This window comes from Nocardiopsis prasina DSM 43845 (assembly GCF_000341265.1).
GTDB classification, from domain to species: Bacteria; Actinomycetota; Actinomycetes; order Streptosporangiales; family Streptosporangiaceae; genus Nocardiopsis; species Nocardiopsis prasina.
The window spans coordinates 1-13,745 of sequence record NZ_ANAE01000165.1 but is presented as its reverse complement, the minus strand read 5'-3'; the positions used below and the strand labels follow the sequence as shown (position 1 = coordinate 13,745).

Genomic DNA, 13,745 nt, shown 5'->3' with positions numbered 1-13,745 from the left:
CGACACGACAATGAATCGGAGCGGCGGCGGAGTTCCACCGGACCTCGCACAGGTCCGAGGCGGGACACCGAGGTGGACGCCCCGACACTACCCGCCCCGAACTGCGCGAACGCCCCATCGGCCGTCACGGGGGCCCGGGGCCCGGTCACGACCGGGGGATTCAGCGGCCGACGAAGGTGGCCTTGCCCGGCCCCTGCTCGACGAAGCTCTTCATCCCGGCTTTCTGGTCCTCCGTGGAGAACAGGCCGGAGAAGTGCAGGCGCTCGATCTCCAGACCGGTGTCCAGATCGGTCTCCAGCCCCCGGTCGATCGACTCCTTCGCGGCGGCCAGAGCCACGGCGGGACCGTCCACGTACTTGGCGACCAGGGCCACGGCGGCCGAGTAGACCTCCTCGTCGGGGACGACCGCGTCCACGAGACCGATCTCCCCGGCCTCCTCGGCCCGCACGTGGCGGCCGCTGAACACCAGGTCCTTCGCCCGGGACGGGCCGATCAGGCGCGGCAGCCGCTGGGTCCCGCCCGCGCCCGGGATGACGCCCAGCTGGATCTCGGGCTGGCCGAGCCTGGCCTTGGTTCCCGCCACCCGGAAGTCGGCGCACAGCGCCAGCTCGCAGCCGCCGCCCAGCGCGTAGCCGCTGATCGCCGCGACCACGGGCTTGGGGATGCGGGCCACCGCGGTCAGGGCGTTCTGGAGTGACCGCGAGTACTCCAACATGCGGGCGTGGGTGAGGTCGGCCATCTCCTTGATGTCGGCCCCGGCCACGAACGCCCGCTCACCGCCGTAGAGCACCACCGCGCGCACGGAGGGGTCCGCGGACACGGCGGCGGCCGCCTCCGCGATCTCCCGGGTGACCGTGCCGTTCAGCGCGTTCAGCGCCTTGGGACGATCGATCCGGATGACGGCCACACCGGGGTTCTCCGGGTCGGCCTCGACGCGCACGAACTCGCTCACGTTCTCCACCTGCTTCGCTTCGACGTCAGTGTCCGCTGCTTACCTAACCACCCGTGTCAGCGGAAGAGCAGCACCAGGGTCCCCAGGCGGGCCGACAGGGTGTAGGCGGCGACCAGCAGCACGGCGGTGCCCACCAGGAGGAGGNGCCCGCCCCCCCGCCAGTGGCTGTACCGCGCGTGCGTGCGCGTTCCGGTGCCGAAGGCCCGCGCGTCCATCGCGGTGGCCAGCAGCGTCCCGGTCCGGATGGAGCGCACGAGCAGCGCGAAGAGCCGCCCGAAGAACAGCGAGACGATCCGCAGCGGGTTGCGCCCGGCCTCCAGACCCCGTGCCCGACGGGCCAGGGTGATGGTCCGCCACTGGTCGGCGAGCAGGGGAATGAGCCGCAGCGCGGCGAGCACGCCCATCGCGGGCCGTTCGGGCACCCGCAGGCGCTGCACGAGGCCGTCGGACATCTCCGTGGGATCGCTGCTGATCGCGGCGAGCAGCCCGGGCAGGGCGATGGCCAGCAGGCGCACCGCAGCGCCCACGGCGCCCTCCAAGCCGTGCTCGCCGTACAGGTAGTTGACCGCACCGCTGCTGAGACCCATGAGCAGGAACGGTCCGCCCAGGATCAGCAGTGTGCGCCGGTCCACCCCGCTGAACGGCACCGTGAGCAGCACCGCGAGCAGCACGACTCCTCCGGTGACGGCGTCCACCGCCGGGATCAGTCCGATCCCGATCGCCAGCGCCGCCAGGAGCTTGGCGGCCGGGTTCAGGCCGGTGAGCCAGTAGCGGGCCCCGCCGCCCTCGGGCACGTCCAGGGTGAGGGTGTCCCCTCCCATGGACCGGTGCGTGTGCTGGGAACTCACACGTCCCCCTCTCCCGCCGCGGCGGCCGTCTCCAGGGGTGCCGCGCGCCCGTCGGCCACCCGCACCTCCACGTCCGTCAGACGGCGCAGGAGGAGTTCGTCGTGGGTGGCCATGACCACGGCCCGCCCCTCGGCGCGCAGGACGCCGAGCAGCTCCACCAGCTCCGTCCAGGTGCGGGTGTCCTGGCCGAAGGTGGGTTCGTCCAGCACCAGCAGGTCCGGGGCGTGTGAGGGGCCGGAGCTGAGCGCGGTCGCCACCGAGAGGCGCCGCTTCTCGCCTCCGGAGAGCGTGTAGGGGTGCACCTCAGCCAACCGGGTCAGCCGCAGCCGTTCCATCAGCTCGCCCACCCAGGCGTCGGTCTCGGCCTCGCCCATCCCGGACCGCAGCGGCGCGAATCGGAGCTCGTCGCGGACCGTGGCGGTGACGAACTGGTCCTCGGCGTGCTGGAACACCGTGCCCACGTGGCGGGCCAGACGGCGTGCCGGCCAGCGCACCAGAGGACGCCGGTCCGTCTCGGCCAGCGGACCGCGCGGCAGCACCTGCCCCCGGTGCGGGCGGGACAGCCCGGCCAGCATGGTCAGGAGTGTGGACTTGCCAGCCCCGTTGGGTCCGGTCAGAGCGGTCGCGGTCCCCGCGCGCAGGGTGAGGTTCACGTCGTCGAGCACCGCGCGCCGGGGCGCGGCGCGCACACCCACCTGGAAGGGGGTGCGTGCGGTGACGTCCACGGTCTCCACCAGCGGTCCGCCGCCGGGGCCGGGCGCGAGTCCGGGGGCGGGCTCGTTGCCGGGGATCCACACGCCCTGTTCGGCCAGGGAGCGACCGTGTTCGGCGAACACCCGTGCCGGGGTTCCGTCCGCGATCACTCCCCCGCCGGGTTCGACCACCATCACCCGGTCCACCAGGTCCACGACGTCCGCCACCCGGTGTTCGACCAGCACGAGGGTGGCCCGGGTCTCGCCGAGCAGGCGGGAGAGCAGGTCGCGCACGAGCACGGCACCGGCCGGGTCGAGGTTGGCTGTGGGTTCGTCCAGGAGCAGCAGGCGCGGCCGCATGGCCAGCGCACCGGCGATCACCAGGCGCTGCTTCTCGCCGCCGGAGAGCGCGCCCGTGGAGTGCCGGAGTCCGTAGGGGAAGCCGACCTCCGCCAGGGAGCGCTCGACCCGCGGCCAGATGAGTCCGGGGTCCACCCCCAGGTTCTCCAGTCCGAACGCGACGTCGTCCCCGGCGCGGGCCATCACGAGCTGAGTCTCGGGGTCCTGGCTCACCAGCCCGACGCCGCCCCGGCCGCGGTCGGCGGGCGCGCCGTCCACGAGCAGCGATCCCTCCTGCTCACCGCTGATGGCGCCGTCCTCACCGGTGAGCCCGGCCAGGGAGTGCAGCAGGGTCGACTTGCCCGCACCCGAGGCGCCGAGCAGCAGGACCCTCTCCCCCGGTTCGACGGTCAGGTCCACCCCGCGCAGGGCGTGGTCGTCGCGGCCCGAGTGCCGCCATCCCCAGCCGGAGAGTTCGACGCGAGCACCGCCTGTGTCGGGTCGGGTCACGGGTCAGCCCCTGGCCGAGGGGAAGGGGGCCAGCGCACCGGCCCGGGCCAGCGCGGTGGTGAGCAGCCGGGCGCCCACGCCCGCGATGGCAGCCGCACTGAGGACCACGATCACCCCGTAGGTGAGCTGGTACTCGATCGGCCAGGTGACGTTGTAGGCGATGTTGTCCCGGATGGCCGGGGAGAGCCCGGCGACGGCGGCGGCGAGCACGGCCACGCCCATGTTCCAGCGCCGGTAGGCGAAGGCGAGGAAGACCAGCTCGGGCAGCAGCCCCTGGAGGGCGCCGTCGAGGACGACCATGATCCCCCACTGGGTGCCCAGCACGGCCGAGACGGAGGCGGCCGCGATCGAGGTGAGCAGGGCCGCGCCGGGCTTGCGGATGATGAGGCCGCCGAGCACGCCGGAGATCAGCCACATGCCGTAGACGACGGCCTGCCCGGGCGGGAAGGCGACGAACAGCGGTGTGGTGACCGACCAGACGATGTTCCACAGCCAGAAGACGACGCCGACCGCGACGCCGATCACTGCGGCCACGACGATGTCGACGGTGCGCCAGCTCCGGAACTTCGCCAGGACCTCCTGGACGGTGCCCGTGGGCCGGGCGGCGGTTCCGGGGCCGGTCTCACGGCCGCTTTCGGTACTCATGGTGGTTGATGTCCCTTCGTCGGGGTGACGAGGGCCCATGTGGCCAAGAGCGCCAGCCGGGCGCGCGCACGCGCACGCCTCGGTGGCGGTTTCCTATGACTTCCTTCGCTGGCATGACCCAGATCAGGTGTGTAAGGGTCTGCGGCCGGGTGCCGCACTCTCAGCGCTCACGCGCTCCCCTGTCGGATTGCCTCCATTATGGGGCAAACGTGACGAGTGGTGAAGACCTTCCCTCCTGTGGGACGCGAACGCACCGGCGCCGGACGGGCCGCGGAGGGTCCCGGGAACGCCGGAGCGGGGGCGCGCCCGACGGTGGTCGCCGGTCGCACCCCCGCTCGGGATGCCGTCACGGGTGCCTGGACGCACCCGGGAATCAGCAGCTCAGGTTCGACCCCGTGGTGGTGCCGAGGATCTGGGTGAAGTGCGTGAACGTGTTGATACGGCTCTGCACCTGTCCCGGGTTGCCGCCGTTGCACTCGATCGAGCCGTTGATGGAGCGGATCGACTCGCCGAAGCCGTGACCGTCGACGATGGCGGTGTGCCCCGACATCGTTCCGGCGCCGGGCTGGGTGTTCCAGAACCAGAGGCCGGTCCGCCAGGCGATCGCGGCGTCCTGCTCGACCAGGTAGGGGTTGTTCAGCAGGTCGATGCCGAGGGCGTCACCGGCGGCCTTGTAGTTGTAGTTCCAGCTCAGCTGGATCGGGCCCTTGCCGTAGTAGGCGGACTGTCCGGCCGGGCAGCCGAAGGGCTGGCTCCAGTCGCAGTAGTGCGGGTAGTTGGCCTCGTTGGTCTCCTTGATGTACACCAGTCCACCGGTCTCGTGGCTGACGTTGGCGAGGAACGCGGCCGCCTCCCGCCGCTGCACCTCGACGCTTCCCGTGTTGGTGAAGCCCGGGTACGAGCTCAGGGCGGCGGTGAGGCCGGCGTAGGTGTAGAAGGGGTTCCGGTTCGGGAACATCTGGTTGAACTGGGCCTCGCTGACCACGAAGTCACTGGGGCCGGGCTGCTCCCCGCCTCCGTCGGTGCCGCAGGGACCCTGGTCGGACCAGACGTCCGAGGCGCCGGGACGTTCGTTCTGCGTCCACCACTGGGCGGTGTAGTTGCGGCCTTCGAAGGAGACCTGGCCGCCGCCGGTGTAGACGGCGGAGGAGCTCCAGGCGGTCGCGCAGGTGGCGGCCTGCGCGACCGTCGCGGGGAGGGTAACGAGCACAGCCGCGATCGCGCCCAGCGCGGCGAGCTGACTCAGGAGACGTCGGATCACGTGATCACACTCCTAGGGTGCGGCGCTGCGTCCGACCGCGCGCCGCAGGGGGGTGACGTCACCTAAGCAAGGGTGGTCTAGACCTGTCAAGATCCCCAACCACGGATTGTGAGAACACGATGACGGCGGGGCCCGCCACACGGGTCCGCGCCCCGGTCGCGTGATCGCCGTTCCCGCACGACCACCGGACCGGGGCGCGGACCCCCGGACGCCCTCAGGCCTCCTCGTCGCCGTCTTCGCCGTCGTCGTCGCCTCCGTCGTCGCCCCTCTGCTCCGCCGGTTCCGTCTTCGGGTCCCCGAAGCTGCCGGGCGAGCCCGCGAAACTGTCGGAGGGCAGGTGATCGGTGGCGCCGCGCATGCTCTCCTGCCAGATCGGACCGGGCAGGGTACCGCCGTAGACGATCCCGTAGTAGCGGCCGCCGATCGTCACGCTCTGGAGCGGGTTCTGCTCGCCGCCGCGCACGTCGCCCACAACCACGGCGGAGGCGAGGTTCGGGGTGTACCCGGCGAACCAGGCGTAGGCGGCCCCGTCCGTGGTGCCGGTCTTGCCCGCGGCCGGCCGGCCGATGTCCAGTCCCTTGGCGGTGCCCCCGTCGAAGGTCTGCTGGAGCAGGTGGTTCACTCCGTCGGCGGCGTCCTGCTTGACCGTCCGCTCGCACTCGGAGGTGGTCTTGAGCTGCTCGCCGGTGCCCTCCTCGGTCACCGAGCGCACCGGGCGGGGCTCGCAGTACTCACCGCGTGCGGCGAAGGTCGCGTAGGAGGCGGCCACATTCAGCGGGGACACCTCCTGGTCGCCCAGGGTGAACGAGCTCCACACCCCGAGGTCTCCGCCGTCCGCGCGGTGCACTCCGGCCTTCTCCGCCATCTCCGAGGTCTCGCACAGGCCCACGCGCTTCTGGAGCTGGGCGAAGTAGGTGTTCACCGACCCCTTGGTCGCGCTGATCATGTTGTGGCTGCCGTCGTCGCTCTCACCGGCGTTGCGCACGTTCCACGCGGACATCCTGGTGCCGTCACAGCCGGACATCCCGCTGACGGACATGCTCTTGGGCGAGGAGAAGCTGGTCCCGTAGCCCAGGCCCTTCTCCAGCGCCGCAGCCAGCGTGTACGTCTTGAAGGTGGACCCGGCCTGGTAACCGGAGGAGCCGCCGTCGGCCTGGTCCACGGCGAGGTTGAGGGAGGTCGTGCCCACCGCCTCGTCGTCGAACCCGTACTTCAGGTTCTGGGCCAGGGCGCGCACCCGGCCGGAGCCGGGTTCGATCATCGCCTGTGCCGCGAACTTGGTGGAGTCCTTGTGCGGGACGCGCTTTTCGATGGCCTTCTCCGCGGCGTCCTGCGCGGCCGCGTCGAGTGTCGTCCGCACGGTCAGCCCGCCCTGGACGATGCGCTGTTCGCGCTCCTCGGCGGTGCCGCCGATCAGGTCCGAGTTCCGCAGCCAGCGCATGGTGTAGTCGCAGAAGAACGGGTAGTCGCTCTCCGCGCAACTGCCTCCGCGCGGCGTGGAGTCGATGCCCAGCCCCCGCTCCTTGTGGGCCTCGGCCTCCTTGGCGTCGAGCACGTCGGTGGCCACCATGCGGTCCAGCACGACGTTGCGGCGTTCGAGCGCGCCCTCGGGGTTGTTCAGCGGGTCGTAGAACGAGGGAGCGCGCACCAGACCGGCCAGCATGGCCGCCTGCCCGGGGTCGAGGTCCGCGGCGGGGATCGAGAAGTAGCGCTGCGCGGCGATCTCGACTCCGTGCGCGCCTCCACCGAAGTAGGACAGGTTCAGGTACCCCTCCAGGATCTCGTCCTTGGTGAGGCGTTCCTCGACGTCGATCGCGTAGCGCAGTTCGGTGAGCTTGCGGCCCAGGTTCTGCGCGCTGGCGCCCTCGACGTCCTCCTCCGTGTCCGCGGTCTCGATGAGGAGGTTCTTCACGTACTGCTGGGTGATGGTCGAACCGCCCTGCGTGTCGCCCTGGGCGGTGCGCGCGGCGGCGCGGATCACGCCGCGCAGGTCCAGGCCCTTGTGTTCGTAGAAACGGTCGTCCTCGATGGCCATGAGGGCCGTGCCCACCCACGGGCTGATGTCGTCGAGGCCCACCACGCGGCGTTCGCGTTCGGAGACCTCGGCGAAGGGGGTTCCGTCGTCGGCGGTGAGCAGGACGCGGGAGGACAGGCTGGGTACGTCCAGGTCAGCGGGCAGGGACATGAACCCGGCCGCCGCGTCACGGGCGACCAGTCCGACACCGCCCACCCAGGGCATGACCAGGGCCGCGGACAACAGCCCGGCGACGACCCCGAGCCCGGACAGCCTGAGCAGCGCCTCACGCCGGTCCTGCGGCTGGTCGTGCTTCAGGAACCCCCGGAACGCCTCCAGGAACGGATCCAGGAACGCACCACCCCGGTTCGACTCCGTCACGTCGCCCCCCTACGGCCGTGTGCTGTCCGCGCGCCACGCGACACGGACACTGCGACGCCCACACTCGCAGCCGGCATGCAAAGGGAAGTCCGTCAAATCAGGCGTGTTAGCGAAAACCTTCCTCAATCCACGGCAAAGCCGTGCAGATCGTGCATGCTTCGCGAGTCCGGATGGATCGTCTGTAAACCATCGAACCTTTCCCTGACGCCAGGACGGATCGACTGCCGATACAGGATCGGCGAGTGACAGGGCACCCGAATATGGGGCGAACGTTTCCCGGGGGACTGATCGGACTCGCGAAGATGCCCGGAATCCAGCCCTCCCGCCCATCGGCGTATTTGAACAGCCCTACCCATCCCAGCCTCTTCGCCAACATGCGACCTGATTTTTCCGAATTTTCATGAAGCGGAATACGAAAACAACCACAGAGACGCCTGAATCGCTTGGTGACCTATGCCCGCATTGCGAGGTTCGCCAAGGTGAAACGCGGCAAATACCAGGCCTTGGCGCCCTCGCCTAGAGTGACGAGGATCACATTAATTCTGCGGCCTCGCCACTCTGCCAAACCCCACTAGAGGGCCGACGATAGACAGCGGAGGGCACCGAAGCCGCAATCCGGACAGTTCCCGATCCGGGCTTTCGTTAACTCCGTATTTCCCTGGATGAACTCCCGGTTATTTACGCACGGACACTTGTCCGTGCCATCCCATAACGCCCGAACCACGACAATTACGGTGTAGCCAGTGATCGGACGACTGCCCATCCTCGACATCTCTCCAGACAACGAGCTCGGCCCCGTGAAAGCCGTTCCCGGTGAGCGTTTCACCGTGTCCGCCACCGTCATCCGTGAGGGCCACGACTCCCTCGCCGCGGGCGTGGTCCTCCACTCCCCCAAGGGCCGCCGGGAGGCGCTGGTCCCCATGCGCGAGCGGGACCGCGGAACGGACCGGTACGAGGCCGAGATCAGCCTGCCCAGCGAGGGGAACTGGTCGTTCTCGGTCGAGTCGTGGACCGACCCGTTCACCACCTGGCTCCACGTGGCGCGGGTGAAGCTCCCCCTGGGTACCGACACCGACCTGGTCCTGGAGGAGGGCGCGCGCCTCCTGGCACGCGCCGGCCGGCGCACCCCCCGCACACCCGCCCTGACCGCCGCCGCCAAAGTACTGCGCGACACCTCCCGCTCCCCCATGGAGCGCTTCGGGGCCGCCGTCACCGGCGAGGTCCTCGCGACGATGGAGCGCGCGCCCCTGCGCGAACTCGTCAGCCGTTCCAAGCGCACCAAGGTGACCGTCCACCGCGAACGCGCCCTCTTCGGCTCCTGGTACGAGTTCTTCCCCCGTTCGGAGGGCGCGCAGGTCGACGCCGGGCCCGGCAGGGAGGTCTCCGGCACCTTCGCCACCGCCGCCAAGCGCCTGCCCGCCATCGCCGACATGGGCTTCGACGTCGTCTACCTGCCGCCGATCCACCCCGTCGGCGAGGCCCACCGCAAGGGCCGCAACAACACCCTCCGGCCCGGACCGGGCGACCCCGGATCGGTGTGGGCGATCGGTTCCGCCGACGGCGGCCACGACGCCGTCCACCCCGACCTCGGCACCCTCGCCGACTTCGACGCCTTCGTGGCAGAGGCCCGCGAGCACGACCTGGAGATCGCCCTCGACCTGGCCCTCCAGTGCTCCCCCGACCACCCCTGGGTGGCCGAGCACCCCGAGTGGTTCAGCACACGCGCGGACGGTTCCATCGCCTACGCCGAGAACCCGCCGAAGAAGTACCAGGACATCTATCCGCTCTGCTTCGACCACGACTTCGAGGGCCTCTACAAGGAGTGCCTGCGCGTGGTCCGGCACTGGATCGACCACGGCGTGCGGATCTTCCGCGTCGACAACCCGCACACCAAACCCGTCGCCTTCTGGGAGCGGCTGCTCGCCGACGTCGCCAGGCGCGACCCGGACGTGCTCTTCCTCGCCGAGGCCTTCACCCGCCCCGCCATGATGCGCACCCTGGCCAAGGTGGGTTTCCACCAGTCGTACACCTACTTCACCTGGCGCAACGGCAAGGACGAGCTCACCGACTACCTCACCGAGCTCAGCCGGGAGACCGCGCACTACCTGCGCCCGAACCTGTTCACCAACACCCCGGACATCCTCAACGCCTACCTCCAGGAGGGCGGGCGCCCCGCCTTCGAGGTCCGCGCGGTCCTCGCCGCGCTGCTCTCCCCCACCTGGGGTGTCTACTCGGGCTTCGAGCTGTGCGAGAACACCCCCGCCGCCCCGGGCAGCGAGGAGTACCTGGACTCGGAGAAGTTCCAGTACCGGCCCCGCGACTGGGCCGCCGCCGACGCCTCCGGGGACACCATCGCCCCGCTGATCACCCGGCTGAACGTGCTGCGCCGGACCCACCCCGCCCTGCGCGAGCTGCGGAACCTGCGCTTCCACCACGTGGACCGGCCCGAACTGGTGTGTTTCTCCAAGCACCGCCCCGGCGCCCCCGGTGAGCCCGACGACGTCGTGATCGCCGTCGTCAACCTCGACCCGCACCACGCCCGCGAGGCCACGGTGCACCTGGACCTGCCGTCGATCGGCCGCACGTGGGAGGAGGACCTCAGGGTGACCGACGAGCTGACCGGACGCGCCTACACCTGGCGGGCGAACAACTACGTCCGCCTCGACCCCGCGACCGGACCCGCGCACGTGTTCACCGTCCACGGCAGATGACGGGCCCTGGCGAGGCGGGCGGCCACCCGGACCGGGTGCCGTCCCCTCCATCATGCGAAAAGCCTGTTGATCCGACGTCGAACATTCTTGGTGGGGAGCAGTAGATGAGCAACGACGAGCCCGGACCCGTCGCCCACGAGCACGCCGAACACGGTCCGCTCGCCCCGGCCACCGGGGCCGCCACCGGCCCGCTCATGTCCACCGGCGGCACCAGTGATCCCCACTGGTTCAAGCACGCCGTCTTCTACGAGGTACTCGCTCGCGGGTTCTTCGACTCCAACGGCGACGGCACCGGTGACCTCACCGGGCTCGTGCGGAAGCTGGACTACCTCCAGTGGCTGGGCATCGACTGCGTCTGGCTGCTGCCGATGTACGAGTCTCCGCTGCGTGACGGCGGGTACGACATCTCGGACTACTTCAAGATCCTCCCCGAGTTCGGCAACACCGCCGACTTCGTGGAGCTCCTGGACGAGGCGCACCGCCGCGGCATCCGGGTCATCACCGACCTGGTCATGAACCACACGAGCGACCAGCACCCGTGGTTCAGGGCCTCGCGGGAGGACCCCGACGGCCCCTACGGCGACTTCTACGTGTGGTCGGACACCGACGACCTCTACGACGAGGCGCGGATCATCTTCGTCGACACCGAGACCTCCAACTGGACCTACGACGAGGTGCGCGGCCAGTACTACTGGCACCGCTTCTTCTCCCACCAGCCGGACCTCAACTTCGAGAACCCGGCGGTGCAGGAGGCGATCCTGGAGGTCCTGCGCTACTGGCTGGACCTGGGCATCGACGGGTTCCGCCTGGACGCCGTGCCGTACCTGTACGAGCGCGAGGGCACCAACTGCGAGAACCTCAAGGAGACCCACGAGTTCCTCAAGCGGGTGCGCGCCGAGGTGGACCGCCTGTACCCGGACCGGGTGCTGCTGAGCGAGGCCAACCAGTGGCCGTCGGAGGTCGTCGACTACTTCGGTGACTTCGAGTCCGGCGGCGACGAGTGCCACATGAACTTCCACTTCCCGCTGATGCCGCGCATGTTCATGGCGGTGCGGCAGGAGCAGCGGTTCCCGATCTCGGAGATCCTCGCCCAGACCCCCGAGATCCCCCGCAACTGCCAGTGGGCGATCTTCCTGCGCAACCACGACGAGCTGACCCTGGAGATGGTCACCGACGAGGAGCGCGACTACATGTACTCCGAGTACGCCAAGGAACCCCGCATGCGCGCGAACGTGGGGATCCGTCGGCGGCTCGCGCCCCTCCTGGACAACGACCGCAACCAGATCGAGCTGTTCACCGCGCTGCTGCTGTCCCTGCCCGGATCCCCGGTCCTGTACTACGGCGACGAGATCGGCATGGGCGACAACATCTGGTTGGGCGACCGCGACGCCGTCCGCACGCCCATGCAGTGGAACTCCGATCGCAACGCCGGGTTCTCCCGGGGCGACCCCGCCCGCCTGTACCTCCCGCTGATCATGGACCCGGTCTACGGCTACCAGGCGATCAACGTGGAGTCCCAGCGCGAGAACCCGGGATCGCTGCTGAACTGGACGCGCCGGATGATCCAGATCCGCAAGCGCCACCCCGTGTTCGGCACCGGGGAGTTCACCGAGCTGAACGCCACCAACCCCGGCGTGCTGGCGTTCATCCGGGAGCACGGCGACGACCGCATGCTGTGCGTGAACAACCTGTCCCGGCACCCGCAGCCCGTGGAGCTGGACCTGTCCCGCTACGCGGGGGTCCGGCCCGTCGAGTGCGTGGGCGGGGTGAGCTTCCCCGAGATCGGTGAGCTTCCGTACCTGCTCACCCTCCCCGGCCACGGCTTCTACTGGTTCCAGCTCCCGGCCGAGCGCACCGCCGAGCCGGGTTCCGAGACCCGCGAGGGCGCCGCCACCTACGGCCTGCCCTCGGCCGGGGTCAGCGCCCGGGACGCCTTCGACACCAGCCACCGCACGTCCACCACAGTGTCCGGCTCCCGGCCCGGGGACGGTGGCGGGAAGGGACACGGTCCTTACTGAGATGTCGCAGCTAGAAGAACTCCTGGCGGTCTGGCTTCCCCGGCAACGATGGTTCTCCGGCAAGGGGATACCGATCCAGAGGGTCCGGATCGAGAGCAGGTACACCCTGGTCTCGGCCGGTCCCGGCGGACCTGATCTGAACGTCCTCGTCGTGCAGGCGGGGCAGCGCGGCCTCAGCTCCCGCTACCAGGTGCTGCTCGGCTCCCGACCGCCCCGGTCCCTGCCTCCAGACCTGGCCCGCGCGGCCATCGGCGTGTGCCAGGTCTCGGGCAGCCGCCCCCGCGTGGTGTACGACGCCGCGCACGACCCGCAGCTCACCTCGCTGCTGCTGGAACGGTTCACCGGCGGCGGCGACAGGGACCGGCGCGGCCGGGTGCGCTTCCGTACCCTGCCTGGAACCACCGTGGAGGCCCGCGGTCCGGGGCGTCTGCTCACCGGCGAGCAGTCCAACACCTCGCTGGTGTACGGGCGGGACTACGTCCTCAAGACCTTCCGGAGACTCTGGCCGGGACGTAACCCGGATCTGGAGCTGAACGTGGCGTTGTCGGGCTCGCCGTATGTGGCGCGCCCGTGCGGGTGGATCGAGGCGGACCTGTCCGGCCACTCGTCACCGACCACGCTCGCGCTGCTCCAGACCTTCGTCCCGGACGCCCAGGACGGATGGGTGATGGCCACGGCGAACGTCCGCACGCTGCTCGACGGTGCGGACGCCGACTTCAGTGAGGAGTCCGCACGACTGGGGCGCACCACCGCCGAGGTGCACAGTTCCCTGGCCACGGCGCTGCCCACCGACGTGCTGTCGCCGAGCGCGGCGAGCGAGCTCGCCGACGCCATGGTGGAACGCCTGGCCATGGCCAGCGCGGAGGTCCCCGAACTGGCCGAGCACGCGCCCCGGGTGATGGAGGCCTACGCCGACCTCGCACGGTTGGACCAGCCGCTGCCGATCCAGCGCGTCCACGGCGACTACCACCTGGGGCAGGTCATCCGACCCGAGTCCGGGTGGGTGCTGCTGGACTTCGAGGGCGAGCCGACCGTGCCGGTGCGCGAACGCCAACGGTTGTCCAGTCCGTTGCGGGACGTGGCCGGGATGCTGCGCTCCTTCGACTACGCGGCCGGGTTCCTGCTGGTCGAACAGGACGACGACCCCGATCTGGCGTGGGCCGCGCGTGAGTGGGCTCGGCGCAACCGGGAGGCCTTCTGCCGGGGCTACGCCGACGGGGGCGGTGCCGATCCGGACAAGCACCTCACCGTGCTGCGGGCCTTCGAGTTCGACAAGGCCGTCTACGAGGTGTTGTACGAGGCCCGCAACCGGCCCAACTGGCTCCGGGTCCCACTGGAGTCCATCGCCACCGCCGCCGGGGCGCCACGCGTACC

Annotated in this window: 9 protein-coding genes and 1 riboswitch; of the genes, 3 read left to right on the top strand and 6 right to left on the bottom strand. The window is 70.2% G+C overall.

The genetic code is table 11. From position 1 onward, the window contains the following. Positions 1-160 precede the first annotated feature (160 nt). From D452_RS0120445 to D452_RS0120420, 6 genes are all read right to left on the bottom strand, one after another. Positions 161-961, bottom strand: coding sequence for an enoyl-CoA hydratase/isomerase family protein (locus D452_RS0120445; protein ID WP_017546008.1), 801 nt, complete (start codon positions 959-961; stop codon positions 161-163). A 47-nt stretch (positions 962-1,008) separates the two neighbouring features. Further along, positions 1,009-1,773, bottom strand: coding sequence for an energy-coupling factor transporter transmembrane component T family protein (locus tag D452_RS0120440; protein WP_051061335.1), 765 nt, complete (start codon positions 1,771-1,773; stop codon positions 1,009-1,011). A gap of 23 nt (positions 1,774-1,796) precedes the next feature. Beyond that, on the bottom strand, positions 1,797-3,341 hold the full coding sequence (locus D452_RS0120435) for an ABC transporter ATP-binding protein (protein ID WP_017546006.1): 1,545 nt from the start codon (positions 3,339-3,341) through the stop codon (positions 1,797-1,799). A 3-nt stretch (positions 3,342-3,344) separates the two neighbouring features. Next, the gene (locus D452_RS0120430; protein WP_017546005.1) at positions 3,345-3,986 is read right to left on the bottom strand and encodes an ECF transporter S component; all 642 of its coding nucleotides are present in this window, start codon (positions 3,984-3,986) and stop codon (positions 3,345-3,347) included. Between the two features lie 83 nt (positions 3,987-4,069). After that, positions 4,070-4,177: riboswitch (TPP riboswitch) on the bottom strand. 182 nt (positions 4,178-4,359) lie between these two features. Then, positions 4,360-5,247, bottom strand: a complete 888-nt coding sequence (locus D452_RS0120425) for a glycoside hydrolase family 19 protein (RefSeq protein ID WP_017546004.1) — start codon at positions 5,245-5,247, stop codon at positions 4,360-4,362. A gap of 214 nt (positions 5,248-5,461) precedes the next feature. Further along, positions 5,462-7,642 (bottom strand): transglycosylase domain-containing protein, encoded by a 2,181-nt coding sequence (locus D452_RS0120420; protein WP_017546003.1) that lies wholly within the window; start codon positions 7,640-7,642, stop codon positions 5,462-5,464. Positions 7,643-8,385: 743 nt separating this feature from the next. Here D452_RS0120420 and D452_RS0120415 point away from each other — a divergent pair. From D452_RS0120415 to D452_RS0120405, 3 genes are all read left to right on the top strand, one after another. Further along, positions 8,386-10,353, top strand: coding sequence for an alpha-1,4-glucan--maltose-1-phosphate maltosyltransferase (locus tag D452_RS0120415; RefSeq protein WP_017546002.1), 1,968 nt, complete (start codon positions 8,386-8,388; stop codon positions 10,351-10,353). Positions 10,354-10,457: 104 nt separating this feature from the next. Continuing rightward, on the top strand, positions 10,458-12,371 hold the full coding sequence (treS, locus tag D452_RS0120410) for a maltose alpha-D-glucosyltransferase (RefSeq protein ID WP_017546001.1): 1,914 nt from the start codon (positions 10,458-10,460) through the stop codon (positions 12,369-12,371). 1 nt (position 12,372) lies between these two features. Continuing rightward, positions 12,373-13,745: maltokinase N-terminal cap-like domain-containing protein (locus tag D452_RS0120405; protein ID WP_017546000.1), on the top strand; the 1,373-nt coding region annotated here is incomplete at its 3' end.